This window comes from Acinetobacter pittii ATCC 19004 = CIP 70.29 (genome assembly GCF_000369045.1).
Taxonomy (GTDB): Bacteria; Pseudomonadota; Gammaproteobacteria; order Pseudomonadales; family Moraxellaceae; genus Acinetobacter; species Acinetobacter pittii.
The window spans coordinates 160,343-184,575 of sequence record NZ_KB849789.1 but is presented as its reverse complement, the minus strand read 5'-3'; the positions used below and the strand labels follow the sequence as shown (position 1 = coordinate 184,575).

Annotated in this window: 28 protein-coding genes, 2 tRNA genes and 1 riboswitch; of the genes, 15 read left to right on the top strand and 15 right to left on the bottom strand. The window is 38.4% G+C overall.

From position 1 onward, the window contains the following. Window positions 1–19 precede the first annotated feature (19 nt). The 6 genes from F928_RS11335 (at window position 20) to panD (ending at window position 2,754) form a co-directional block, all read left to right on the top strand. Window positions 20–94, top strand: a tRNA-Gln gene (locus F928_RS11335). Between the two features lie 91 nt (window positions 95–185). Then, a tRNA-Gln gene (locus F928_RS11330) sits at window positions 186–260 on the top strand. A gap of 36 nt (window positions 261–296) precedes the next feature. Then, window positions 297–1,247, top strand: coding sequence for a ribose-phosphate pyrophosphokinase (locus F928_RS11325; RefSeq protein ID WP_002120445.1), 951 nt, complete (start codon window positions 297–299; stop codon window positions 1,245–1,247). A 96-nt stretch (window positions 1,248–1,343) separates the two neighbouring features. Continuing rightward, window positions 1,344–1,640 carry a 50S ribosomal protein L25 gene (rplY, locus tag F928_RS11320; RefSeq protein ID WP_002120443.1) on the top strand — a complete coding sequence of 99 codons (297 nt, stop codon included), beginning with the start codon at window positions 1,344–1,346 and terminating at the stop codon, window positions 1,638–1,640. 20 nt (window positions 1,641–1,660) lie between these two features. Then, window positions 1,661–2,242 (top strand): aminoacyl-tRNA hydrolase, encoded by a 582-nt coding sequence (gene pth, locus F928_RS11315; RefSeq protein WP_002120328.1) that lies wholly within the window; start codon window positions 1,661–1,663, stop codon window positions 2,240–2,242. A gap of 131 nt (window positions 2,243–2,373) precedes the next feature. Continuing rightward, window positions 2,374–2,754, top strand: a complete 381-nt coding sequence (panD, locus tag F928_RS11310; protein WP_002120296.1) for an aspartate 1-decarboxylase — start codon at window positions 2,374–2,376, stop codon at window positions 2,752–2,754. Between the two features lie 45 nt (window positions 2,755–2,799). On the opposite strand, the gene F928_RS11305 is transcribed toward panD, so the two are convergent. Together F928_RS11305 and F928_RS11300 are read right to left on the bottom strand one after the other, a co-directional pair. Beyond that, window positions 2,800–3,360 carry a GDYXXLXY domain-containing protein gene (locus F928_RS11305; RefSeq protein WP_005075256.1) on the bottom strand — a complete coding sequence of 187 codons (561 nt, stop codon included), beginning with the start codon at window positions 3,358–3,360 and terminating at the stop codon, window positions 2,800–2,802. Continuing rightward, window positions 3,357–5,141: a DUF2157 domain-containing protein gene (locus F928_RS11300; RefSeq protein ID WP_005075251.1), complete on the bottom strand. Its 1,785-nt coding sequence runs from the start codon at window positions 5,139–5,141 to the stop codon at window positions 3,357–3,359. The genes F928_RS11305 and F928_RS11300 overlap by 4 nt, the downstream gene beginning before the upstream one ends. Before the next feature lie 176 nt (window positions 5,142–5,317). Further along, window positions 5,318–5,468, top strand: a riboswitch (FMN riboswitch). A gap of 90 nt (window positions 5,469–5,558) precedes the next feature. Here F928_RS11300 and ribB point away from each other — a divergent pair. Continuing rightward, window positions 5,559–6,218, top strand: a complete 660-nt coding sequence (gene ribB, locus F928_RS11295) for a 3,4-dihydroxy-2-butanone-4-phosphate synthase (RefSeq protein WP_005070969.1) — start codon at window positions 5,559–5,561, stop codon at window positions 6,216–6,218. A 58-nt stretch (window positions 6,219–6,276) separates the two neighbouring features. Here the strand turns inward: ribB and F928_RS11290 are convergent, their stop codons facing one another. Beyond that, window positions 6,277–6,951 carry an HAD-IA family hydrolase gene (locus tag F928_RS11290; protein WP_002120346.1) on the bottom strand — a complete coding sequence of 225 codons (675 nt, stop codon included), beginning with the start codon at window positions 6,949–6,951 and terminating at the stop codon, window positions 6,277–6,279. Window positions 6,952–7,048: 97 nt separating this feature from the next. Between F928_RS11290 and F928_RS11285 the strand changes: the two genes are divergently transcribed. After that, window positions 7,049–7,816, top strand: coding sequence for a hydroxymethylpyrimidine/phosphomethylpyrimidine kinase (locus F928_RS11285; RefSeq protein ID WP_005075247.1), 768 nt, complete (start codon window positions 7,049–7,051; stop codon window positions 7,814–7,816). Window positions 7,817–7,860: 44 nt separating this feature from the next. On the opposite strand, the gene lysM is transcribed toward F928_RS11285, so the two are convergent. The 6 genes from lysM to F928_RS11255 all read right to left on the bottom strand — a co-directional run bounded on the left by lysM (window position 7,861) and on the right by F928_RS11255 (window position 11,531). Next, window positions 7,861–8,334: a peptidoglycan-binding protein LysM gene (gene lysM / locus F928_RS11280; protein ID WP_002120434.1), complete on the bottom strand. Its 474-nt coding sequence runs from the start codon at window positions 8,332–8,334 to the stop codon at window positions 7,861–7,863. 186 nt (window positions 8,335–8,520) lie between these two features. Beyond that, a complete protein-coding gene (gene acpP / locus F928_RS11275; protein WP_001279871.1) occupies window positions 8,521–8,757 on the bottom strand; it encodes an acyl carrier protein in 237 nt (78 codons plus the stop codon). A gap of 84 nt (window positions 8,758–8,841) precedes the next feature. Further along, a complete protein-coding gene (gene fabG, locus F928_RS11270; RefSeq protein ID WP_005075243.1) occupies window positions 8,842–9,576 on the bottom strand; it encodes a 3-oxoacyl-ACP reductase FabG in 735 nt (244 codons plus the stop codon). Beyond that, window positions 9,573–10,559, bottom strand: coding sequence for an ACP S-malonyltransferase (gene fabD / locus F928_RS11265; RefSeq protein WP_002120357.1), 987 nt, complete (start codon window positions 10,557–10,559; stop codon window positions 9,573–9,575). Before fabD ends, fabG begins: the two co-directional genes overlap by 4 nt. A 151-nt stretch (window positions 10,560–10,710) precedes the next feature. Further along, window positions 10,711–10,896, bottom strand: coding sequence for a 50S ribosomal protein L32 (gene rpmF, locus F928_RS11260; RefSeq protein WP_000290730.1), 186 nt, complete (start codon window positions 10,894–10,896; stop codon window positions 10,711–10,713). A 74-nt stretch (window positions 10,897–10,970) separates the two neighbouring features. Continuing rightward, window positions 10,971–11,531 (bottom strand): YceD family protein, encoded by a 561-nt coding sequence (locus tag F928_RS11255; RefSeq protein WP_002120393.1) that lies wholly within the window; start codon window positions 11,529–11,531, stop codon window positions 10,971–10,973. Between the two features lie 96 nt (window positions 11,532–11,627). Here F928_RS11255 and F928_RS11250 point away from each other — a divergent pair, with 96 nt between their 5' ends. From F928_RS11250 to rluB, 5 genes are all read left to right on the top strand, one after another. After that, window positions 11,628–12,290: an elongation factor P hydroxylase gene (locus tag F928_RS11250; RefSeq protein WP_002120452.1), complete on the top strand. Its 663-nt coding sequence runs from the start codon at window positions 11,628–11,630 to the stop codon at window positions 12,288–12,290. A gap of 90 nt (window positions 12,291–12,380) precedes the next feature. Continuing rightward, window positions 12,381–12,998: an L-threonylcarbamoyladenylate synthase gene (locus F928_RS11245; RefSeq protein ID WP_002120255.1), complete on the top strand. Its 618-nt coding sequence runs from the start codon at window positions 12,381–12,383 to the stop codon at window positions 12,996–12,998. 223 nt (window positions 12,999–13,221) lie between these two features. Next, the gene (locus F928_RS11240; RefSeq protein WP_002120271.1) at window positions 13,222–14,013 is read left to right on the top strand and encodes a segregation and condensation protein A; all 792 of its coding nucleotides are present in this window, start codon (window positions 13,222–13,224) and stop codon (window positions 14,011–14,013) included. After that, entirely contained in the window at window positions 14,010–14,606 is a 597-nt protein-coding gene (scpB, locus tag F928_RS11235; protein WP_002120355.1) for an SMC-Scp complex subunit ScpB, read from the top strand. The genes F928_RS11240 and scpB overlap by 4 nt, the downstream gene beginning before the upstream one ends. Before the next feature lie 41 nt (window positions 14,607–14,647). Further along, window positions 14,648–15,571 carry a 23S rRNA pseudouridine(2605) synthase RluB gene (gene rluB, locus F928_RS11230; protein ID WP_002120431.1) on the top strand — a complete coding sequence of 308 codons (924 nt, stop codon included), beginning with the start codon at window positions 14,648–14,650 and terminating at the stop codon, window positions 15,569–15,571. 60 nt (window positions 15,572–15,631) lie between these two features. Here the strand turns inward: rluB and bioD are convergent, their stop codons facing one another. From bioD to F928_RS11205, 5 genes are all read right to left on the bottom strand, one after another. Continuing rightward, window positions 15,632–16,276 carry a dethiobiotin synthase gene (gene bioD / locus F928_RS11225; protein ID WP_002120369.1) on the bottom strand — a complete coding sequence of 215 codons (645 nt, stop codon included), beginning with the start codon at window positions 16,274–16,276 and terminating at the stop codon, window positions 15,632–15,634. Beyond that, window positions 16,277–17,026, bottom strand: coding sequence for a malonyl-ACP O-methyltransferase BioC (gene bioC / locus F928_RS11220; RefSeq protein ID WP_005075234.1), 750 nt, complete (start codon window positions 17,024–17,026; stop codon window positions 16,277–16,279). Continuing rightward, window positions 17,023–18,180: an 8-amino-7-oxononanoate synthase gene (gene bioF, locus F928_RS11215; protein WP_002120274.1), complete on the bottom strand. Its 1,158-nt coding sequence runs from the start codon at window positions 18,178–18,180 to the stop codon at window positions 17,023–17,025. The genes bioC and bioF overlap by 4 nt, the downstream gene beginning before the upstream one ends. A gap of 1 nt (window position 18,181) precedes the next feature. After that, window positions 18,182–19,462, bottom strand: a complete 1,281-nt coding sequence (bioA, locus tag F928_RS11210) for an adenosylmethionine--8-amino-7-oxononanoate transaminase (protein WP_002120314.1) — start codon at window positions 19,460–19,462, stop codon at window positions 18,182–18,184. 93 nt (window positions 19,463–19,555) lie between these two features. Then, complete coding sequence (locus F928_RS11205) at window positions 19,556–20,287, bottom strand: alpha/beta fold hydrolase (protein ID WP_002120439.1); 732 nt, start codon at window positions 20,285–20,287, stop codon at window positions 19,556–19,558. 357 nt (window positions 20,288–20,644) lie between these two features. On the opposite strand from F928_RS11205, the gene otsB reads away from it, so the two are divergent. Continuing rightward, window positions 20,645–21,496: a trehalose-phosphatase gene (gene otsB / locus F928_RS11200; RefSeq protein WP_002120404.1), complete on the top strand. Its 852-nt coding sequence runs from the start codon at window positions 20,645–20,647 to the stop codon at window positions 21,494–21,496. Continuing rightward, window positions 21,484–22,917 carry an alpha,alpha-trehalose-phosphate synthase (UDP-forming) gene (gene otsA / locus F928_RS11195; protein WP_005075229.1) on the top strand — a complete coding sequence of 478 codons (1,434 nt, stop codon included), beginning with the start codon at window positions 21,484–21,486 and terminating at the stop codon, window positions 22,915–22,917. Before otsB ends, otsA begins: the two co-directional genes overlap by 13 nt. 69 nt (window positions 22,918–22,986) lie before the next feature. Here the strand turns inward: otsA and F928_RS11190 are convergent, their stop codons facing one another. Next, the gene (locus tag F928_RS11190; RefSeq protein ID WP_078225478.1) at window positions 22,987–24,180 is read right to left on the bottom strand and encodes an MFS transporter; all 1,194 of its coding nucleotides are present in this window, start codon (window positions 24,178–24,180) and stop codon (window positions 22,987–22,989) included. Window positions 24,181–24,233: the final 53 nt, after the last annotated feature.

Genomic DNA, 24,233 nt, shown 5'->3' with positions numbered 1-24,233 from the left:
CATATATATCATCGAATTTAGGGGCGTCGCCAAGTGGTAAGGCACCGGGTTTTGATCTCGGCATCCGTTGGTTCGAATCCAGCCGCCCCTGCCATTCTCTTATTTTAAAGACAGACTTAATTGCTATGCTTTTTGTTGATTAATCTTGACATTGCATTGCAAAAATATTAAAGTTCTGCCGCATTAGGGGCGTCGCCAAGTGGTAAGGCACCGGGTTTTGATCTCGGCATCCGTTGGTTCGAATCCAGCCGCCCCTGCCATCTATTTCATTACATACCAACCGCCAAGGGTGCTTCATGCCCAATCTTGTCGTTTTTAGTGGAAATGCTCATCCACAGTTCGCTCAAAAAGTCGTAAGTCACTTACATATCCCTCTAGGTGCTGCATCAGTCGGTCACTTTTCTGATGGAGAAATTTCAGTAGAAATTACTGAAAATGTTCGTGGTAAAGACGTATTTATCGTTCAGCCTACTTGTGCCCCTACCAATGATAACCTTATGGAAATCTTGGTTATGGCAGATGCTTTGCGTCGTGCAAGTGCTGGTCGTATTACCGCTGTTATCCCTTATTTTGGTTATGCTCGCCAAGACCGTCGTCCACGTTCTGCACGTGTGCCGATTACAGCTAAAGTTGTCGCAGACATGCTTACCACTGTTGGTATTGACCGTGTCGTGATGATCGACTTACATGCTGACCAAATTCAAGGTTTCTTCGATATTCCAGTCGACAACATCTACGGTACTCCTGCTTTGCTTGCTGACTTACGTCAACAACAACATGACAACCTTATGGTGGTTTCTCCTGACGTTGGTGGTGTAGTACGTGCTCGTGCTGTTGCCAAACAGATGGGTGACATCGATTTAGCAATTATTGATAAACGTCGTCAAAAAGCCAATGAGTCGCAAGTTATGCACTTAATTGGTGACGTAAAAGATCGTGATTGCGTTATCGTAGACGATATGGTCGATACTGCTGGTACATTATGTAAAGCAGCTGATGCGCTTAAGCAATTTGGTGCACGTCGTGTAGTTGCGTACGCAACTCACCCTGTACTATCAGGTAAGGCTATTGAAAACTTACGTAATTCAGTTATTGATGAACTGGTTGTGACTGATACCATTCCTCTTTCTGAAGAAGCATTGACCTTAGGCAAGATCCGTCAGGTTTCTGTTGCTAGCATGGTTGCTGAAACGATTCGTCGTATTAATAACGAAGAGTCTATCAGTGCAATGTTCGATAGTTTATAATATTGCAGCTTTTTATAAACCCTAGCCTTGGCTGGGGTTTTCTATCACTAAACTGGTCGCAAGTTTAGTCTTTTAAACTTTAATGAGGATTTACTCATGGCAAACTTCGTATTAAACGCTCAAGCGCGTGCTGAAGACAAACAAGGGAAAGGTGCGAGCCGCCGCCTTCGTCGCGAAGCTTTAATTCCAGCTATCATTTATGGTGGCAACGCTGAGCCTGTAACTGTTACTTTAGAACTTCGTGAGCTTGTAAAAGCTTTAGAAAGCAATGCTTTCTTTGAAGAAGTTGTAGAAATCAAAGTGGGCGACAAAGTTGAAAACGTTAAAATCCAAGCGTTACAACGTCACCCATCTAAAAACACTCCTATGCACGCTGACTTCAAACGCGCATAAGTGTTTAAAGGCGTAGATTAGTGTCAAATATTTCGCTAATTGTTGGTTTGGGCAATCCTGGTTCAGAATATGCCCAAACCCGCCATAATGCAGGTTTTTGGTTCATTGAACAGCTTGCAGACAAATATGGCATTACATTAAAAAATGATCCGAAATTTCACGGAATCAGTGGACGTGGTAATATAGAAGGACACGATGTCCGTCTACTTCTACCCACTACATTTATGAACCGTTCTGGACAAAGTGTAGTTCCATTTGCAAAATTTTATCAAATTGCTCCCGAAGCAATTTTGATTGCTCATGATGAACTTGATATGAACCCAGGTGTAATTCGTCTTAAAACAGGCGGTGGACACGGTGGTCATAACGGTTTACGTGACATTGTCCCTCATATTGGTCCAAATTTTCACCGTTTACGTATTGGTATCGGACATCCTGGCTCGAAAGAGAAAGTTTCAGGTCACGTACTTGGAAAAGCACCAAGTAGTGAACAAAGTCTGATGGATGCAGCAATTGATCATGCCCTTTCTAAAGTGAAGCTACTTGTTCAAGGACAAGTTCCACAGGCCATGAATCAAATTAATGCATATAAACCCACTTAAATTGTTGAACAATCATGCTTGCTATCTTGCTTTTTTAGGAGCAAAATGCGCATCAGCCACTTTGCCAACCGCAAAAGCTAAAGATTTCACCATAAGATCTACATCTTAGGTCTACTCAGGAGACGCTAGCCATGCTATCTCGTTTATTAAAATGCAAAATTCACCGTGCAGTTGTAACCCATGCTGAACTTCACTATGAAGGTTCTTGTGCAATTGATGGCGTATTGATGGACTTAGCTGGTATTCGTGAATATGAAGAAATTCATGTTTGGAATGTAACCAATGGCAAACGCTTCACAACTTATGCGATTCGTGGTGAAGATAACTCTGGAATTATTTCAGTAAACGGCGGTGCTGCACATCAAGCAGACGTTGGCGATTTAGTAATTATTGCTACATTTGGTGATTTTACTGAAGCTGAAGCAAATATTCATAAACCACGTTTGGTATATGCTAATCCAAATAATACAGTCAACCACACAGCGAATTGCATTCCTGTTCAAGTTGCCTAATTTATTTTAAGAATAAAAAGCCCGCATTGACGGGCTTTTATTATTTTATAAATCCTTAATAGTTCCTTCCCACCAGTTCTTTTGTTTTTCACAATTTAATGGTTGAAGCTGTTCTCCTCGTAATTCGAACAGTATCGCCTCTCCTTTAGGATTTACCTTAAATTCAGCATATTTGGCTTTTTCATAACAGTGAGCCAAGCCTTCTGCAAACAAGAAACTGCGAGATGCAGGATATAAAGCCTGCAAACGATTTTCAGGATTTTTTAAAATTAACCTCTGCCCAGCAAATGAATTATTGATATCTAAAACGGTACGAACTACGCGATTTTGTGAATCCAAAATAACTTTTGCAGGAACGGAAGAGCGATTAAAAATCACCTGTTCCAGAGCCTCACCTTCACTCCCTGCAAGAGCTTTAAGAGATTGTAAATGTAGTTCATAAGCCAGTGCCATATAGTCACCTTGTAAAATTGAACGAGGATCAACTGGTTTAAGCTCAATAAAAATACTTTTACTATGGTGCAGATGCCATTCATTTTTCGCCACTAAACCTGCAAAAAATAATAGCGCAATAAAGGCAAGAATAAGAGAAAAATACTTTTTCATTCTTTCTCTCCTTTAACAAGATCATTTTTATTTTCACGTTGAAGTAACCAAGACAGAGCCAACAAAACAATACCCGAAATAAAAATAGATGCACTCTTAGCTAGAAAAGTTATTTGTAGGTTGTAATAGAGCTGCCAGAACACAAAAACGAATACTGTTAAGCTCACTCCATACACAATATAATCTTTCTTTTTTAATGCCCACGTTAAAATAATAAGCAGGATGAAAATTTCAAAATATCCCAACACAATAAGTAATACACCAAATATTAAAAAGGCGAAAAAAGTGAGTGCCTTAAGTTGTCGATATAAATGAAGAACACTAAAGCAAAGTAACCAGACAACAGGTAGCAAATATAAAACCCATAACTGCTGATCTATCGAATTTTCTGGTACCAACCCCATAAAAGTATCAAAAAATGAAGCTACTACTATTACGACCAGCACACATAAAAAAATACTACGCTCATATAGAGCTATTGATTTTCTCTTAGGTAAGAGCACTAAACTAAAAACCAAGTAACTGAGCAAAGTTAAATTTAAATAAGTCTGAGTAGAATGTTGTGACCACAATGAATGGTCCAGTTGTAGCAAATAGATAAAAGCTATGCCATACGTAGCAAGCATTTGAATTAAAATGAAGAACCAATGTGGTTTAAGAAAATAACTAATACATAGAATAAAAATCTGTGCAATTAAAACCCATAGAATTTGATCTGTTTCTGAACCAAGATGAAACAAGAAAGCGGTCTGCCCACTGATAAACAAACAATAGGCAAATTGCCGAAAGAAATAGCTTTGTGATTTCTTTAAAAGAATAAACGCCAATCCAACAAAAACAACTCCAATAACTAAAGAAATAGTCTCCCAAAACATCAGCGTAAAAGCTGCAAGTGCCAAGCCAGCAAGCCAAGCACCAATTGCCAATGGAATGACATAAAAGCGGCTTTGACGAAAAATTTTTATTAAAAGATAGCTAATCAGCGCAAACCAAATAAAAATAATGCCTGCAATCAATAAAAATATGAACTCATTAGAGTCTTTAAATAAGTTATTAATCCCATCTACAAGCCATATAGTTGCAGTCACACCAAGAACAGCTGCCATCAAACTAGCATATAGCTGATCATCTTTTTTGAAGAAATAATAAAAAACGACTATTCCGGAAAAGAAGGCAGAAATTAGATAAGGAATATTCTCATTCGATAAATATTGAATCATTCCAATAATCGAAATAACGGCGAACCAAGCGATAAAGACAAATCGTAAAGCACGATATTTCTTTATACATACCCAAAACTCAATAAGGCTTAATAAATTTAGAGCGATTAAATATAAATAAGGAAACTTTTCAGACCAGAAAGTCTGTTTAAAAAATAAAAAAAGTGTAAGTTGACTGGTAATACAAATTAAAGCAAAGATTCCAATATTCGGTCGATATAACCACGGCAGTAAAAGCAATGTCCAAATTAAAAAAAGCAAATAACTGTCTGCACCAGTTTGATAAACCTGTCCAATAACAGCCAAGCTTAAACCTATCATCAAACCACAAACGCTATGTAAGGTCTGCCTAACCCCATCGCTTAAAGTATCTTTTGTGCTGAACCATGCTGTTACAAGTAATATAACGGGCGGGATAGCGAGTTGAATACTGTCTGGAAGCATCAACCAGTTGGCAGCAATTAAATACAGAATACTTACCGCCATAAATACATAACTGAAAATATGGAGATGCTGAATAAACGAGCTATTGGTCAGAGGATAATAGTCTCTTATCTGCATGAAACACCTATTTTATTTATAATTTTCTATAAAAAACATAGCATTCCATTTTCATATCAACAAGTAAGCTCTTGTTAAAAAGCCTATTTCGATTTATGAAAATGCTTATTCATAAAGAAACTTAGCATTCTATAAAAGCATCTAGCCAATTTTATCAAGCGCGCTATAATAAAACCCATCGCTTCAGGGCGGGGTGTAATTCCCCACCGGTGGTAGAGTTAATTTTTATAAATAGATTAACAAGCCCACGAGCTTAAATTGTGTAATTTGAGCAGATTTGGTGAAACTCCAAAGCCGACGGTATAGTCCGGATGAAAGAAGACGACGAACTGGGATAAATCCGTTTTATTTCAGTGCCAGCCTGTTTTTACATCAGTCCTGAAATGTTCAACCGTATTTTTACGAGAGCGTTTCATTATGTCTAGCTTAATTCAACCAGAACTTTTTTTCTCAGCCCTCTCTCCTGCTGAGCAACGCATTCAACAAGCATTAGAAGATATCCGTCAAGGCAAGCCTGTCTTGGTTATGGACGACTTTGATCGCGAAAATGAAGCAGATTTAATTGTTGCAGCCGAAACTTTAACGGTAGAAACAATGGCACGTATGATTCGTGATGGTTCAGGGATTGTATGTTTATGCCTTACAGAAGAGCTAGCAGATCATCTAGAACTCCCTCCAATGGTTTCTCAAAACTCAAGCCAGTTTCATACCGCTTTTACAGTGACCATTGAGGCAGCTCAAGGCGTTACCACTGGTGTTTCTGCTAAAGACCGTGTAACAACTATTCAAACTGCTATTAAAGATGGCGCTGTTGCAAGTGACTTAAATCGTCCGGGTCACGTTTTCCCATTACGTGCACGTAATGGTGGAGTCCTTACTCGTCGAGGTCATACCGAGGGAACAATTGATCTAGCAAGATTAGCCGGTTTAAAACCTGCTGGTGTGTTATGTGAATTAACCAATCCAGATGGCACGATGGCATCGGGCATTCAAGTTTTAGCATATGCTCAAACTCATCACTTAACGGTGATTACGATTGAAGAACTTGTTCAATACCGCCAGCAACACGGTATTTAAATAAAAAAGGTTTGGCTTTAGATCAAAGCCAAACCTTCAAATTAAAATTTAATAATATTTAAGAAACTTTCTTTTGTGCTGCCAGTTCTTCAACATAGTCCAAAAGCTCAGAAAACTGCTTAATCATTGCTTTTGGCTGTGCTTGAGCAAGTTCCTCTGCTGTTCCGTAACCATAAGTCACCGCTACCGCCTCAATACCGTTATGACGAGCACCCAAAACGTCATATTGGCGGTCACCGACCATTAAACACTCTTCTGGGTTTAATTGCTCATGTTCCAAAATATAATGGATAAGGTCAGCTTTATTAGTCCGCTCACCCGTTAACTCACTCCCATAGATATGTACAAAGTATTGACTTAATTCAAAATGATCCAAGATACGTTTTGCATAAATCGTTGGTTTAGCAGTTGCGACAAATAAACGATATCCTTCTTTTTTTAAAGCGCTAAGCGTTTTGGCAACAGATGGATACACTTCATTTTCGAACAGGCCAACCACCGAAAAACGCTCGCGATAAGCAAGTAAAGCTTGTTCAGCTAAAGCATCATCTTGAGTAGCTAATAATTTTGCAAGTGATGGCTTTAATGGTGGGCCAATTGTCCAATCAATATCTAAATCAGCAGCCAATGGATAGCCTAATTTCTCCATTGCATAGCGAATTGAAGTATGGATTCCAACTTTTGGGTCTGTTAAGGTTCCATCCAAATCAATCAAAATATGTTTTATAGCCATTCAATCATTAACCCAGTAAAGTATTTAATTCAATTGGTCGAGAGTTTAATCAAACTCTCTTATACTAACGTAAATTTAAATTGAAAAGGAAATAACCGTGCGTCCAACCGTACTTTGTTTCTCGGGTTTAGACCCTTCAGGTGGTGCAGGTTTACAAGCCGATATCGAAGCAATTGGACAAAGTGGTGCCCATGCAGCAATTGCATGTACTGCCCTCACCATTCAGAACTCACAACAAGTATTTGGCTTCGAAGCAACCTCAAAAGAACTCTTATTAGCACAAGCAAATGCAGTTGTAGGTGACCTACCCATTAAATGTGTTAAGTCAGGCATGCTTGGCACGACAGATAATATTGCGGCACTAGCTGAATTTTTACGTGCTCATCCTGACTATCAATATGTACTTGATCCTGTTTTAGTCGCAAACAGTGGCGGCTCTTTAGGTGATCAGGCAACTCTCGTTAAAGCGTTCGTTGAACTTATTCCTCTAGCCACAATTATTACTCCAAATACCGTTGAATTACGTGCTCTAACAGGTATTACTGATTTAGATCAAGCCACTCAAAAGCTTTTTGAAATGGGTGCTAAAGCTGTTCTAGTGAAAGGTGGACATGAAGATACACCAGATCATATTAAAAATAGTTTATACATAAATGGTGAACTAGCAGCGAGTAGTAGCTGTCCTCGCCTTGAAGGTGAATATCACGGCTCAGGTTGTTCTTTAGCTAGCTTTATCGCTGGCCGTTTAGCTTTAGGTGATTCTTTAAAAATTGCAGTACAGCATGCTGAAACATGGTTATTCGGTGTTTTAAAAAATGCAGACACCCCTGTACCAAACGGACAAAAGATTCCAAAGCGTTTTTAAAAGCACAAAAAAGGCGCTTAAAGCGCCTTTTTTATTAATCTTAATTATTGAGGAATACGTAAAACTTGTCCTGGGAAAATCTCATCAGGATCTTTTAACATTGGTTTATTTGCTTCAAAGATTTTTGGATATTGATTTGCATCACCGTAAACTTCTTTCGCAATTTTTGAAAGGTTGTCACCAGATTTCACTGTATAAAATTTACTTTCTGGTTCAGGAGTTGCCACTGTCATCTGGTCATCTACTTGAGCCACATGATCAATGTTTCCAACAATAAGAATAATTTTCTCTTTATCTGCTTGGCTTTTTACCTGCCCTTTAATAATTGCGGTATCAGTAGTACCGTTATAGGTTACAGATAAGCCTTCTACCCCTAAGCCCAAACTTTTAATTAAACCTAATAATTTATTTGCAACTTCTTGTGCAGAAGGTTCTGCTGGTGTTGCTGGAGCTGGTTGTGGTTCTGCTGGTGCGGTATTTTTCTTGCCAATACCTTTTACAAAATCAAAAAGACCCATCTTTTAGTCCTCATATTATTGTTTATAGTAAAGTCATTAAACTGACCTTTATTGTTATACTTCAAAAAAGTTATACCTCTGCTATCAATTGAGGTTGATCTTGTAAAAATATGTATCTCTTAAATTTTTTCTAAAATAAAAAAAGCCACCTTGCGGTGGCCTTCTTTTTATTCAGCAATATGCGAATTAACCAAGTTTTTTAGTTACATAGTCAATTGCAGATTGAACTGTAGTGATTTCGTTAGAATCTTCATCAGGGATAGTGATGTCGAAGTCGTTTTCGAAAGACATAACAAGTTCAACTAAATCTAAAGAGTCAGCACCTAAGTCATCCATAAAAGATGCTTCGTTTTTAATCTCTTCAGCTTTAAGACCAAGTTGTTCTGCAACCGCTTGTTTAACGCGTTGTTCGATATCGCTCACAGGAATTCTCCTCATTGCTTGTGGCGTTTAATTTGCCACTAGTTTAATTGAATATAAAAATTTTTAAAAGTTTATACATCGGCGTTAGGCCATGTATAAACCACCATTTACATGTAATACCGTACCGGTAATGTAACCTGCTTTATCACTTGCAAGGAAACTCACCGCATTTGCGATATCTTGTGGCTCACCTAATCGATTTAAAGCCACTTGATCACTCATTTTTTTGCGAATGTCTTCACTAAGTGCATCCGTCATTTCTGTTGCAATAAAGCCTGGCGCCACACTGTTTACAGTAATTTGGCGGCTACCCATCTCTTTTGCAAGGCTACGGCTGAATGCTTCAATACCTGCTTTAGCAGCAGAATAGTTCGCTTGGCCTGGGTTTGCAAAGTGAGCTACAACAGAACTGATATTAATAATTCGACCAAAACGTGCCTTCGTCATACCCTTAAGCACACGTTTAGATAAACGATAAACTGCTTTAAGGTGAATGTTGAGAATGTCATCCCAATCATCTTCAGACATACGAAGCAACAAATTGTCTTTCGTAATACCTGCATTGTTAACTAGAACAAGTACAGGACCATAGTTCTGTTCAATATGAGAAACGACTGCTTCAATCTCATCGAGATTACGCACGTCGAGTGCCAAACCTGCACCTTGTTCACCAAAGCTATCACTTAACTTTTGTGCACCAGATTCAGAAGTCGCAGTACCTACAACAAAATAACCGTCTTGAATAAGTTGCTGGGCAATGGCAGAGCCAATACCCCGACTCGCGCCCGTCACTAATGCAACTTTGCGTTCTTGTGTCATGCAATTTTTCCTTCTGCCACTAAAACAGCATTTAGGGCATCTTCCATTTTGCTCTTACTATCAATAGAAAAAGCTTTTTCAATATTTGGTAAACGCTTTGCGAGGTTACTCAATACTGTACCTGGACCACACTCAACAATGTATTGAATACCTTGGTCTTGTAGAGACTGCATGGTACGTGTCCATTGTACTGATTGGTACAATTGTGCAGTTAATGCCTGACGCAATTGAGCAACATCGGTAGCTATTCCCGCGTTGACATTTTGTATTACAGGAATGGTAGGTAGCTCAATGGCAGTTTGTTCCAAAGCTTCTGCAAATTTCTCAGCGGCAGGTTTCATCAGCGAACAATGAGAAGGAACTGACACTGGTAAAGCAATTGCTTTAGCTGACTGCTCTTTTGCCAAAGCCATAACTTCTTGTACAGAAGCTGTACTTCCTGCAATCACAACTTGACCTTGTGAATTATAGTTTGCAGCTTCTACAGAACCTTCACCTGACGCACTCACGGTTTGACAAAGTTCAACTACTTTTTCATCAGCCAAACCAAGGATTGCAGCCATAGCCCCTTGACCCTGAGGTACAGCACTTTGCATGAGCTTGCCACGCAAGTTAACTAATTTAACTGCATCCGCCAAGCTCATAGAGCCTGCAGCTACCAATGCACTGTATTCACCTAGTGAATGTCCTGCAAGGTATTTAGGTGCCAGACCACCTAAATCAAGCCATACACGCCATAAAGCGATACTGGCAGTTAATAACACAGGTTGGGTATTTTCTGTTTGGTCGAGACCTTCGCCACTTTGCGCAATATGCCAAAGATCAAATCCAAGAGCATCTGAAGCTTCTGCAAAAGTTTGCCCGACCCCACTAAACTGTTCTGCTAGTTCAGCAAGCATACCGACTTTTTGTGAACCTTGACCAGGAAACACAAATGCAGTTTTTGTGGCTAAAGCTACTTGTTCAAGACGTTTAGCAGACATAAGAAATCCTTTTTTGGGTTTTCACTCATTTCTGGAGCGGAAATTTAACATGTTATTTATATATTTATAATTGCGAAAAACAACAAAAAAAGGGAGCTTTCGCTCCCATTTTTTCTATACTTAAGCATCACGCTTAATGCATATCATGCAATTATTCAGCATCAGCTGCTTTAGCGAATAATTGACGACCACGGTAGAAACCGTCTTTAGTCACGTGGTGACGACGATGAGTTTCACCAGTTGCTTGGTCTACTGTTAATGCATTCTCGGTTAAAGCGTCATGTGAACGGCGCATGTCACGGCGAGAGCGACTTTTACGGTTTTGCTGAACGGCCATGATGGCTCCTTACAAAGATCGAAAAAATGGATCAGAACAAATTCAGTTGTCTTATCTCACAATTATAACACAAATTATGAGTTAAGTTTACCCTTCAAACCTGCCAAAACATCAAACGGATTATCCCGTTTTTCTTCGACAACATTCTGAATGGTAGGTTGATGTTTATGTTCACAAGCATCATGCTTGGGAGATAAAGGCATCAACAATAACAGTTCATCTTCTAGTAATGCGAGTAAGTTAATCGAGGCAGGCGTATCATAATCGCCTTTCGTCGAAGACTCACTTTCACCTAAAACGATGAAATCAGCATCCTCATCCAAGCGCTCTATCAGTGACTCATCATCCACTAATGCAATATGGAAGTCCAAGACAAGAGGCATTTCAACAGGTTCCAAACAACGTTGGCACTCCATTGGAACTTTCGTGTCCATGTGACCGTCCATCCACACAATGCGATGATATGCATCCATTGATAGCTTACAGTCTATGTTGATCAATTGGTTATCAATTGATCCAACAGCTTCACGAGCGATACGAGCAAAGCGAGACAAGGGCAGTTGACCTGACCATGTAAAGCCTTGTTCAGCCCATTTAAACGGCTCAATCTGTGCCGGAAAGGTATTTGCTGACATAATTAAGGCGGCAATTCTACAAATTCATCGGTACTCTGTCAAAGATTAAGATACAATTTTGCACTTCTTTAGACAGAACTCGGGGTAAATTAAGCAATGCACCTGTTGCAGCCGCAACCTGAAGTTAACACTTCATTACTCGTTTGCACCCATTCAACTCATCAGAACACTCTTGTACCTGACCTAGTGCAACTCTCACCATGGTCAAGCTCAAAATCGGAGTCTGAGCAAGTTGATTGGCTTATTTTACACTTTAATCACTGGTTTTCCCACCATAATGTGACATTAGTTCGTGGTGATTTTGAACCTGAATATTTTCCAGCGACAAATAAAGAACCAGCCAAGATCCAATTTGCTCACGGTTTCTTTAATAGTGCTTTGCATGAAATTAGTCACTGGTCTATTGCAGGTGAAAAAAGACGTCTATTACCAGATTTAGGTTATTGGTATGCACCTGATGGTCGCACCCAAGAACAGCAAAGTTTATTTGAACAAGTAGAAATTAAGCCACAAGCAATTGAATGGTTATTTGCGCAATCTTTTGGCCGAAAATTTAGAGTTTCACTCGATAACCTTACAGGTGATAGCGGTGATGGCAAACTATTTAAAGATAACGTTTATGCTCAAGTGCAACGTTACTTTTCGGGTGAAGCTAAGTTGCCACGTGATGCAGCAGCATTTATTGGTTTTATTTGCCAATGTACACGTTCGGGTACACCTTTACAATTAAATGAATTTAAACGTGAACTCCTTGATTAATTGACAAAAAAGCTACGTTAATTGCTTGCCTAGGCCATTTAAAAAGCCTAATAATTATTTTTAACACTGGCGTGATGGAGTCTCTAAAATATGATGCATTTACATGTACATCCTGAAAATCCACAGCAACGCCTCATTGCCCAAGCGGTTGAACGTATCCGAGCAGGAGATGTTGTGGTCTACCCTACCGATGCTGCCTATGCAATTGGGTGTCAAATCGGTAATAAAAATGCCATGGAACGTATTGCACAGATTCGTGGCTTAGGGCCTAAACATCAATATGCCATTATGTGCTGTGACTTATCTGATATTGCAACTTATGCAAAAGTTGATAATGCGACATATCGTTTATTGAAAGCAAATACACCAGCTATTACTACATTCATTTTACCTGCAACAAGTGAAGTTCCTCGTAGATTGATGCACCCTAAAAAGAAAACGATTGGCTTACGTATTCCGAGTAATCCAATTTGTCAGGCTTTATTACAGGAGCTTGGCGAACCTCTACTCACCAGTACATTAATTTTACCAGGGCAAGAAGACCCTCTAGATGATCCTTACGATATTGAAAATCAGTTAGATAAACGAATTGATGTATTTATTGACGGAGGTTTTGGTACCTTGACCAGTACAAGTATCGTTGATTTATCGGGCGAACATCCTGAAATTATCCGCCGTGGTGTTGGCGATGTAAGTGCTTTTGAATAAGCACTTACTTTTTTACCAATAGTTTAAAAAAAAGTATTATCACTCAAAAAAATACTCTTTATTTATTTTGGATTTTTTTTACACTTTAGTCGTTAAGTAATTTATTAAAAGACACAATTCATTTAGAATGATTTTCACTATCTGCTGTTCTTCTACTTACAGCTGTCTAGGACTTGAATAACAAGTCTCATGCTTTTGAAAATTCGCGTGGCTTATAATCGTAATGAATCAATCACTTCATCAATCCATGGAAGACGCTCCACACATCCGTGTTTTAGATGAGTGGCATGACAAAATTCCAGAAGATCTCTATATACCTCCAGCTGCATTTGAGATTTTGCTCGAGCGGTTTGAAGGTCCATTAGATTTTTTAATTTATCTGATTCAGAAAAACGGTTTCGATTTAATTCAACTCGATATTGCTCCTATAGCGACTCAATATTTGGCCTATATGGATAGCATGAAATCTTTAAATATCGAGTTGACAGCAGATTATATGGTGATGGCTGCTTTATTGGCTGACTTGAAGTCTCGCCTACTTCTACCAAAACCTACAATTATAAGTATTGAAAAAGATCCTAAGCAGGAGCTTATTGATCGTCTTGAAACCTATCTACGCATTAAGCAAGCAGCTGAGCGTTTAGGTCAAATGCCAATTCTTGAGCGCGATACATTTAGTGCCAATGTAAGCTTAGGGCATATCTCTCCTGTTTATGAAGGTTACGATATCTCAGCGCTACATGATGCGTTGTTCTGTGTATTTAATCGCCCCGAACCTATTACCCATGTTGTCACTCAAGAACCTGTTTTACTCGAAGAACGTATTGCATATATTGAAGAGAAATTAGAGTCTGGTGACGTGTTAAGTTTTAAAGAATTACTCAATCCCCAGCAAGGTCGTATGGGAATGGTTGTTACTTTTATGGCAGTTTTAGAATTGACTCGCCAACAGAAAATTAAAATTATTGCCACTGGTATTGAAGCCCCGTTAGCAATTCAAGGATCTTCAATATGAGTAGTTTTGAACAAAATAATAGTGATTTGTCATTAGCTGACATACATCATGAAGTCTTATTACAACTTGAAGCAATTATCTTTGCCAGTGAAGCGCCTGTTTCAATTGCCCGCTTAAAAGAAGCATTTAACAATCAATATAATAAACAACAGCTTCGTCAGCTCTTGCAACAGCTCGCGCTATTACAACATGGTCGATCTATTGAGCTGATTGAAACAGCACAAGGGTTTCGCTTTCAGGTAAGATCTAAATATCGTAGTATTATTGCGCAAATTTGGCCAGAGCGACCAACAAAACTGTCGCCTTCATTACTAGAAACCCTGGCTGTCATTGCTTATCATCAACCGGTTACCCGAGCTGATATTGAACAAATTCGTGGTGTATCTAATAATAGTCAGATTCTTAGAACACTATTTGACTGGAACTGGATTAAAGAAGCCGGTTTTAGAGATTTACCCGGAAGACCTGCGTTGCTAATTACAACGCCTCAGTTTCTGAATGCTTTTGGTCTAGCCTCTCTAGGCCAATTGCCTCCCCTACAGAACGCCAAGGAAGCCTTTATGGCTCTCGATGCAAATGCACCGAAATCATAAAGAGGTGGACTGTTGATCATTATGTCTAAGGTTGTGCTGTCATGAGTGAAAAATTGCAAAAAGTATTAGCGCGAATCGGATTAGGTTCCCGCCGATATATGGAAGAGGTTATTGCCGCAGGACGCGTGAGTGTAAACGGTCGTGTTGCCCAAGTGGGTGAGCGCATTGAACCAGGCGATGAATTACGCATTGATGGCCGTAAAGTTCAGTTTCAGATTGAAGACGAAATTCGTCGTCGCGTACTGATTTATTATAAACCTGAGGGTGAAATCTGTTCACGTAATGATCCTGAAAAACGCCCAACCGTATTTGATCATTTACCACAAATTGCCAATGACCGCTGGGTAATGGTAGGTCGTCTGGATATTAACAGTACTGGTTTATTACTATTCACAAATGATGGTGAACTTGCTAACCGCTTAATGCACCCATCTAATGAAATCGAACGTGAATATGCTGTTCGAGTAATGGGTGAAGTAACGCCAAAACTACGCCAAAACATGGTTAATGGAGTAGAGCTCGAAGATGGCCCTGCCAAATTCGAATCATTCTCTGAAATTGGTGGTGAAGGTATTAACCGCTGGTACCAAGTTGTAGTAAAAGAAGGTCGTAACCGCGAAGTACGTCGTATTTTTGAATCGCAAGATCTTAAAGTAAGCCGTTTATTACGTACACGCTACGGCACAGTTATTTTACCGCGCGAATTACGTACTGGTCGTTGGATGGAACTCGACAAAACTGACATCGACAACTTAGCCAAATCGGTTGAGTTAAAACCACGTCAAGGTACAGGTTTATTTGGTATGGCAAAACGTCGTACTGATCGTATGACTGAAAAACCAATGGCAGCACGTCGTGGCGGATACTTACGTCAACAACGTCGTGATGATGAAAAAGAAGCTCCTGTTAACACAGGGAATCAACGTAAATCGACTGGTTTTAACCGCGGTTCGAAGAAATTCTAAGCTATTAAAAAGATGTAAAAAGACCGCTCAAATTAGAGCGGTTTTTTATAGCCGTTTAACTTAATTCATTTTTGCCAGTTCAATCCATTCAGCTTCAGGAAAATGAATAGCTAAATAATCTTTCAAATAATTTGAAGTATCTTGAGAAATTAATGGATCTTTTGATTCATCTTTTAGATTATAAACCAAGGCATGCAACTTCAGCCCACGAGACTTAAGTGCTTCAAGACTAAGCAAAGTATGGTTAATACTTCCTAAACGGCCCGATGTTACTAAAATAACAGGAAACTGATGCTGAGCGACATAATCAATGGTCAGCAGACTAGTGGTTAATGGCACCATTAAGCCTCCGGCACCTTCCAACAATACGATTTCAAAACGCTCCGCCAATGTTTGAGTCGCATCTTCAATTTTTTGAAAATCAATTTCTCGGTTATCAAGACGTGTTGCAAGATGAGGTGAAGCAGGATAACTGAAGATTTCAGGCATGGTTAGCTTGTCATGATCTTCTTGAAACCAACCCTGCCCCATAATTTCACGATGCTTTTCAATATCCTCAGAAATATCAGCGTTACCTGTTTGAATGAGTTTTTGGGTAATCACTTTTTTACCCTGCTCAGTCCATAATTTTGCTAAGAAACCTGTCGCGTAGGTTTTACCAATTTCGGTATCAATCCCACTCACAAAATAGATCTGGCCACTCATTTACTTCATTCTCCGGGCAATACAATAAATCGGATGATATGTTAGGGAATATCCTTCGGCATACTTAAACCGATCATAATCTTGATAAAACTGTTGTAAAGTTTGCTTAGTCCAACGATGCTGCGCCGTTGCTGTTACACCTGTTGCTTTTAAATGTTGCAACACAGCTTTAGGTGAATCGAAATAGAGTTGAGTTTCTGATTCCGACAAATGCAAAATCTCAAAACCAGCCTGAGTTAAGGCACTACTCCAATTTTCAACTGACCAGTAACTTAAACCCTGTCCTGTTAATTCTTTAATCTCTAATAAGTTTTTAGAACCAAAGGTTGAAAAGCATAACCAACCTCGCTCAGTTAAAGCCTCATTAGAACGTTCGAGCAAATGCGGTAAATCTTGCATCCACTGTAAAGCTGAACCTGAAACAATCATATCGAGCTGCTGAGGGAAATCTAAAGTTTCAATATCCCCAATCAACCATTTTAAATTTTCTTGATGACTAAAGTGCTGCTGCACATCTGCATATAGATCATTCAAAATTAACTCTTCAAACTGAAAAGATGTAGCAAGAAGACGAGTTAAATTGCCAGAACCACAACCAATTTCAAAGACACGCGACATCGTAGTCGGGCAGAACTGCTGAACTAAACCTGTTAAATTTTGGCAAATCTGTTTTTGAACAATTGCATGCTCTGAATAGCTTTGCCCTGCTTTGGCAAAACGCTGGGCAACTAAGTTTTTATTCAAACTCACAGAAAACTCACCAATTCTTCAAGTTCATGTTGCTGCACCATTGACGTTAAAGAAATACGCAAACGCGAACTGTTTTTAGGTACTGTTGGTGGACGCACAGGCATAGCATAAAAACCACTTTCATGAACGTATTTCGCTTTATCGATCGCAGCCTGACTTTCTCCAACAATGACTGGAATAATATGGCTGGTCGATGGGCTTACATAACCCTTTTGCACAACAGCTTGTTGAAGATATTGGCTAATACTTTTTAAATGTTCACGCTGAGATTGAGCGATTAATACTTTTTGAAAAACAAAGTTTGCCCATGCCATAACAATCGGAGGCTGTGCAGTACTAAAAATAAGTGGGCGCATTTTATTAATGAGATAATCTTTAATAATTGGATCACAAATAATGTAACCACCGACTGCTGCTAATGCTTTGCCTAATGTACCGACCAGAAAATCAATTTCCTGAATCACATTATATTGTTCAGCACATCCTAAGCCTTGCTGACCACGAACGCCAATTGAATGCGCTTCATCAACATATAACATAGTTTTAGCAAACCGTTTTTTTAGCTGAACTAAAGCGGCTAAATCCGTCTCATCACCGTCCATACTAAAAATACTTTCTGTGACCACAATGATTCGTTCAATCTTGTCATCCTCATGATATTTTTGGAGGAGTTGTTCCAAGTGTTGTAAATCGTTATGTCGATAACGCACATACTGAGCACCAGATAAACGTATACCGTCAATCATACTGGCATGAACTAACTTATCCGCCAATATTAAAGTTTTACTATCAGCAACAGCTGGCAAAATACCAATATTCATATGGTAGCCACTATTAAATAATAGTGCCGCGCGACCACCAAATGCTTGGCTTAGGCTATTTTCTAATTGTTCATATTCATCAAAATTGCCCGTTAATAGACGTGAAGATGATGAACTAAAATAGCTACGCTCGATTGGAAAGCTATCTAAAAACTCTTGACGAAAATTGATATCAGCAGCCAACCCAAGATAATCATTTGAAGCTAAGTTGAGCATCGTTTTATTTTGGATCATAATAAAACGTCCGTGCTGCACATTTTGGGTAAATTGTCTAAAGTTACCTTGTTGCTTTAACTCATCTAATTCGGTAGAAAAATGATCGAGTAAAGACATCTTAATTCGCTCCCTGCATCGTTTGAACAACTTCAACTAATTGTTCGAGCAAATCGCTTAACTCTTGATGCGTGATGACATACGGTGGCATCACATAAACCAATTTTCCAAAAGGACGGATCCAGATTCCGCGGTCTACAAATTGTTGCTGTAAAGTTTTCATATCAACATTAAAGGTGAGTTCTACTACACCAATTGCACCCAGCACTCGCACATCGGCAACATAATCAAGCTGACTTAAAGGCTTTAAATATTGGCTAAGCTGTTGTTCAATTCGCTCAATATTAGCCTGCCAATCTTGCTCAATTAATAATTGAGTACTTTTTAAAGCGACCGCGCAAGCAAGTGGATTGGCCATAAAGGTTGGGCCGTGCATAAACACCCCAGCCTCACCGCGACTAATGGTTTCTGCAACATGCTTTGTCGTTAAGGTAGCAGATAACGTCATGTAGCCGCCTGTTAGCCCTTTACCTATGCACATAATATCTGGCTCAACTTGTGCATGCTCCCAAGCAAAAAGCTTACCTGTGCGACCAAAACCAGTCGCAATTTCATCAAAAATTAATAACAGATTATATTGTTCACAAAGTGCTTTCGCCTGACGTAAATATTCAGGATGATAAAAACGCATCCCCCCGGCACCTTGAACAATTGGTTCGATAATGAGTGCAGCAAGGTTTTCATGATTTTGCTGAATAGCTTCTTCTAGCTCGGCAATATCTTCTTGGTTCCACTCTTCATGAAATTTGGTTTGCGGTGCTGCTACAAAAAGACGGTTCGGTAAACTTGTACCAAAAATCTGATGCATGCCTGTCACTGGATCACACACAGACATCGCATTCCATGTATCACCGTGATAACCAGAACGTGTAGTAATAAAATTTGTTTTTTGCGGTTGGCCTTGTGCTGTCCAGAATTGCACAGCCATTTTCAATGCAACTTCAACGGCAACCGAACCTGAATCTGCATAGAAAATTTTATCGAGACTTGGCGACGTAATTTTTAAAAGAATTTTTCCAAGTTCAATGGCAGGATCATGAGTTAAACCACCAAACATGATATGCGACATGTTCTGTAATTGATCTGTCACTGCCTGATTGAGTTCAGGGTGGTTATAGCCGTGAATTGCACACCACCATGACGACATACCATCAATTAAAGTCTTACCATCATCTAGTTCAATCGTTGCCCCATAGGCACGTTTAACTTTAAACGTTGGTAAAGGTTGGGTCATTGAGGTATATGGATGCCAAATATGTTCCAAATCAAAATTATCGGTCATCCTCTATACCCTTTTACAGCAATTAAATCTTTCATTTAGCACATGTTAAACCTGTTAAGAATGAAAGAAAATTGCGAGATCAACCAAAGCTTATTAACTTTGCTGATGAATTGTTAAAAATTGGCAGATTTCTTCAATTGTTCGATCTACTTCTAGGTATGGAAAAGCATGAGTAGCGCCTTCTAATACTTTATAACTCATGTTTTCTGTCGCGATATCCTTGAAATTTTCACTAATTTTGCAAGGAATGACATTATCTTGCTCGGCAAACACATGAAGCTGCGGACCTAGATAGTTTTTTAAGTTATTTACCAAATTTAGTTGCTCAAGCATTTGCAAACCTTCTGATAGCAATTCACTTGAAGGCGGATTTGCTATGTTTTGCATGCTTATCCAATCTTGTTTAGCCTGAGATGAACCGAGTGTAATTAAATAATAAAAACGCTTTAAAGTGGCTTGCGGGTTTTGTAAAAAAGAAGTTTTAAATTGACTAAACATATCAGCAGGCATAGCAGTCTGCCAATTATCGTTGGTAACAAAACAAGGATTTGAAGCGAGCGTAATTAAAGTTTTAGTTTGCCCTGTTTGTTCATAAAAAGTATTAACCAGTTGAGTTGCTAACTGTCCACCTAAAGACCAACCTATTACTACATCAACCTCAGCAACTAAATCAAGTTGGGCACAATAGTTAGTATCTAAAATATTAAAAATATTAATAAGTTGTGTTTGATAGCCAGCTTTTTCCAATTGCAATTTAAGGGACTGCAAAGGCTCCACTCCTACTCCCCAACCTGTAATTAATAAAATTTTATTTTGTAACTTCATATGCCTGTCCAAAGCCGATTTTATAAAGATTATATAATAATATCGATTTAAAATATCTTTTAAAATCAATATAAAGAGTAAATTTTAGAGCATAAGATTAAGCATTTATAATGAGTTAATATTCTGAAATATATTGATAAGTAAGACCCGCATTATTCATAGTAAATATACAAAAATTTAATTATCTAAACATTGAAGCCAATCAGAAAACAACATACTCCACACTTCGTCTATAAATCCATTATGCAATGTAATTAATGTTAATACTTATGTTTTTTTATTAAAAAAAAATGACTCACCAATTCATTTTAATGTTAGAAGATTAATTATTGATCAAAAAGTATTAGGAAGGCTAATATGAACAGTCAAAACACAATATCTGATGGGAGAGAAAAAAATACATCTTTTGTTACACCCAATGATATTATAAACAACTTATCTTTAGATAAAAATTACTGCTTATTTTTGGATATTGATGGCACACTCGCACCCTTTCAAATTAACCCTGAGCATAGTTTTATTCCACAAACTACATTAGAAATTATAAAAAAAATTATTAAATTAAATATACCTGTTATTGCTGTAACAGGCCGTGATGTAGATACAGCAAGCAAACTACTACATCCTATTGAAGTTCCAATTGCTGGTTTACATGGTTTAGATATTTGTCTTGATTCAGACAATTATATTCGACCAGATTTAAGTCAAATTAATTTTAAAAAATTAAAACAAGATATTCAAAAATCTTGCGAGAAATATCCTGAGTTATTAATTGAGGATAAGAATTATTCTATTGCTTTACATTATCGTAAAAATCCTGATTTAGAAAATCATGCTATTAATATTATGCAACAGATTAGCTCTAATTATCCTCAATTAAAATTAAATAAAGGAAAATTTGTTATTGAGTTAATTCCAAATCAAGCTGATAAAGGTAAAGCAATAAAAACCATATTAAATCATCTTAATTTACCTTCCGTATTACCTATTTTTATAGGCGATGATTTAACAGATGAATCAGGTTTTGTATTTATTAATCAGCAATCTGGCCTCACGATTAAAGTGGGTTCCGGTGAAACACAAGCTAAATATAGATTAAAAGATATTGATAATGTCGCGAATTTTCTTTTTTTATTTCAAAACAAAATAAAAAGCTTATATGTCAAAAATAGCCAAAATCAGAATGGAGAAAAAATATGTCTAAATTAATCGTATTATCGAACCGGATAAGTATGCCATCAGGTAAAGCTTCAGCTGGTGGCCTCGCCGTGGCTGTACAAGACGCTTTGAATGATAGTAATGGTATTTGGTTAGGCTGGAATGGTCAGCAAATTACCGATAGCGAAGCGCCAGAGTTTGAACAAGCCTCTTCTCAAGGGATTGATTACATTACCTGCCCTCTTACTCATCAACAATATGCGCAATATTACTGTGGTTTTGCAAATAAGGTTCTTTGGCCAGCCATGCATAGTCGCGAAGATCTAATTGAATATGATGCGCAAGAATATAGCACCTACCAAAAGGTCAACCGTTTGTTTGCTGAAAAGTTAAAACAGCTTGCTCAACCTGAAGATCTTATTTGGATACACGATTATCACTTTTTTAGTGTAGCGCGTTACTGCCGTGAATTAGGCATGCAAAACAAAATTGGTTTCTTCTTACATATTCCTTTTGCCAGTCTGAATATCTGGCACAAAATTCCGGTAGCCCGTGAGTTAATTCAAGACTTGAGCCAATATGATGTTATTGGCTTACAAACTCAGATTGACCAAAATGCCTGCATGCAGACTTGCCTGAATTTACTCGAAGCTCAAAAAATTCAAAGCAACAGTATTAGCTATAAAAAACGTCAAATATTAATTAAATCGTACCCAATTGGCGTTCAACCAGAACTTATACAAAAGCAAGCCCAACAAGATTTGGCGACCTCTTCGGTGTTTAATTTTGAAGAAATACCACGTCAAAAAACTATTATTGGAGTTGATCGTATTGATTATTCAAAAGGTTTACTTGAAAGATTTAATGCATTTGCAACGTTTTTGGAAACCAGCCCTGAATATCATGGCTTAGTTCGACATCTTCAAGTGGCGATCCCTTCTCGTACCGATATTCCAGCTTATCAACGCTTATATCAACGTTTTAAAACCAAGCTGGAGTTAATTAACGAAGAGTTTGCGCATGAAGACTGGAGACCTGTAGATTGCTGCTATGACACGGTACAGCACCATAATCTCATGCACATTTATCGTCATTCAGATATTTGCTGGATCAGTTCACTACGTGATGGGATGAATCTAGTGGCTAAAGAATATATTGCGGCACAAGACCCTGAAAATCCAGGTGTGCTCATTTTATCTAAATATGCTGGTGCTGCTGAGCAGATGTCTCAAGCCTTGATTGTTGACCCACAAGATAGAGCGGCAATGATGGATGCTTTAAAAATGGCTTTAGAAATGTCTAAAGCTGAGCGTATTAATCGTTATCAACAATTGATAGAGGGATTAACATCATCTGATCTTACCAATTGGCGAAATAATTTCTTAGATGATTTAGAAAAGACACCAACTTTACTAATGAAGCCTCAGCGATTATTACAAGATAATTATCAATCTATTTATCAGGTTTTATAAATCTAAATAAAAGAACATCGAGAAATTCAATTTCTCGATGTTCGCTATTTGGTGATTATTATTTATAAATTAATTTGTCTTTACTAATGTAAAGCGGTTAAGTAAAGCAATAATAAATAGTAATACAGCGACGCCTGTTAAAACTGTACTTAAACCAGTCCATTCCCCAATTAAACCGATTAAAGCTGGTCCACTTAATGAACCGGTATAGGCAATTGTTGATACTAAAGAAAGTGCTGCTGCTTTAGGCATATTGTTTTGTCGACCAACACGAGAAAACATCACTGGTACAATATTAGAACAACCTAATCCTAATAGTGCATAACCTAATACAACCACTTGCCACACTGGTGCCGTTACAATAACAGCCATACCAATAGCAGCTCCAATTGCACTATAAGTCACAATATTTTTTTCACCCCATTGCTTAAGCAAGATATGACCTGCAAAACGACCAGTCGTCATGCTAAGCGCAAAGAAAGTGTAAGCTAAACCAGCAAAAGCAGGATTAAGTTGATATTTACTTGTTAAATAAATACCACCCCAATCCATCGCAGCACCTTCTGATAAAAAGGCGATAAAACACATCATACCAATAAGCAGAATAATGCCATCAGGACGATAAAGTTTTTTCGGTGCTTGAGTTGTATCTTCATGTGGCTTTTCATCCTGTTCAAAAGACGTTAAACAAGAAGGAATAGCAACACCCCCAATAACAAGCAAAATCATAACGACTGATAAAGTACTCATTAAGGGTGAAAGCCCTACTGCCAATAGTGCTGTCACAAGCATAGCGCCTGTTAAGCCACCAAGACTGCACATTCCATGGAAGCTAGACATAAGAGCTCGCACACTATGTTTTTCAACAACTACTGCTTGTAAATTGATAGCTACTCCAAGACATCCTGCTGCCGATCCAAAAATAAACAATGCTACAGCCATCGTCACAATGCTGCTCCACATCGTAAGGCTAGGCAATAAAACCATTAACAACATCAATGCCAAAGCAATTAACGGACGACATCCCCAGCGCTTGACTAAAGCACCAGTGGCAGGCATAGCAATCATTGAACCAATACCCATACACAGCAAAAGTAAACCAAAATCGGCATGATTTAGGTTTAAACGCTGCTGTGCAAAAGGAATAAGAGGTGCCCAAGCTGCAGTCGCAAAACCTAAGCTAAAAAAGCTTAGTCGTGTTGCAAGACGCTGTGTGCTTAGGAGAGTAGCTGTATCTAAAACAGCAGGTTTGGTAAATAACATATTTCGCGAACTCACCATAAAATCATTGGCGATCCATACCAACCGATTTTCCA

Excerpts from the sequence above, each read along its gene's own strand:
- F928_RS11300 (WP_005075251.1), bottom strand. The coding sequence starts at position 5,141 with ATGCAGATAAGAGACTATTATCCTCTGACCAATAGCTCGTTTATTCAG.
- rpmF (WP_000290730.1), bottom strand. The coding sequence starts at position 10,896 with ATGGCCGTTCAGCAAAACCGTAAAAGTCGCTCTCGCCGTGACATGCGC.
- F928_RS11250 (WP_002120452.1), top strand. The coding sequence starts at position 11,628 with ATGCACCTGTTGCAGCCGCAACCTGAAGTTAACACTTCATTACTCGTT.
- otsB (WP_002120404.1), top strand. The coding sequence starts at position 20,645 with ATGAACAGTCAAAACACAATATCTGATGGGAGAGAAAAAAATACATCT.
- bioF (WP_002120274.1), bottom strand. The coding sequence starts at position 18,180 with ATGTCTTTACTCGATCATTTTTCTACCGAATTAGATGAGTTAAAGCAA.
- F928_RS11290 (WP_002120346.1), bottom strand. The coding sequence starts at position 6,951 with ATGGCTATAAAACATATTTTGATTGATTTGGATGGAACCTTAACAGAC.
- F928_RS11255 (WP_002120393.1), bottom strand. The coding sequence starts at position 11,531 with ATGTCAGCAAATACCTTTCCGGCACAGATTGAGCCGTTTAAATGGGCT.
- rluB (WP_002120431.1), top strand. The coding sequence starts at position 14,648 with ATGAGTGAAAAATTGCAAAAAGTATTAGCGCGAATCGGATTAGGTTCC.
- F928_RS11305 (WP_005075256.1), bottom strand. The coding sequence starts at position 3,360 with ATGAAAAAGTATTTTTCTCTTATTCTTGCCTTTATTGCGCTATTATTT.
- F928_RS11190 (WP_078225478.1), bottom strand. The coding sequence starts at position 24,180 with ATGTTATTTACCAAACCTGCTGTTTTAGATACAGCTACTCTCCTAAGC.
- bioD (WP_002120369.1), bottom strand. The coding sequence starts at position 16,276 with ATGAGTGGCCAGATCTATTTTGTGAGTGGGATTGATACCGAAATTGGT.
- panD (WP_002120296.1), top strand. The coding sequence starts at position 2,374 with ATGCTATCTCGTTTATTAAAATGCAAAATTCACCGTGCAGTTGTAACC.
- bioA (WP_002120314.1), bottom strand. The coding sequence starts at position 19,462 with ATGACCGATAATTTTGATTTGGAACATATTTGGCATCCATATACCTCA.
- rplY (WP_002120443.1), top strand. The coding sequence starts at position 1,344 with ATGGCAAACTTCGTATTAAACGCTCAAGCGCGTGCTGAAGACAAACAA.
- F928_RS11245 (WP_002120255.1), top strand. The coding sequence starts at position 12,381 with ATGATGCATTTACATGTACATCCTGAAAATCCACAGCAACGCCTCATT.
- F928_RS11325 (WP_002120445.1), top strand. The coding sequence starts at position 297 with ATGCCCAATCTTGTCGTTTTTAGTGGAAATGCTCATCCACAGTTCGCT.
- lysM (WP_002120434.1), bottom strand. The coding sequence starts at position 8,334 with ATGGGTCTTTTTGATTTTGTAAAAGGTATTGGCAAGAAAAATACCGCA.
- F928_RS11205 (WP_002120439.1), bottom strand. The coding sequence starts at position 20,287 with ATGAAGTTACAAAATAAAATTTTATTAATTACAGGTTGGGGAGTAGGA.
- scpB (WP_002120355.1), top strand. The coding sequence starts at position 14,010 with ATGAGTAGTTTTGAACAAAATAATAGTGATTTGTCATTAGCTGACATA.
- F928_RS11240 (WP_002120271.1), top strand. The coding sequence starts at position 13,222 with ATGAATCAATCACTTCATCAATCCATGGAAGACGCTCCACACATCCGT.
- fabD (WP_002120357.1), bottom strand. The coding sequence starts at position 10,559 with ATGTCTGCTAAACGTCTTGAACAAGTAGCTTTAGCCACAAAAACTGCA.
- fabG (WP_005075243.1), bottom strand. The coding sequence starts at position 9,576 with ATGACACAAGAACGCAAAGTTGCATTAGTGACGGGCGCGAGTCGGGGT.
- otsA (WP_005075229.1), top strand. The coding sequence starts at position 21,484 with ATGTCTAAATTAATCGTATTATCGAACCGGATAAGTATGCCATCAGGT.
- ribB (WP_005070969.1), top strand. The coding sequence starts at position 5,559 with ATGTCTAGCTTAATTCAACCAGAACTTTTTTTCTCAGCCCTCTCTCCT.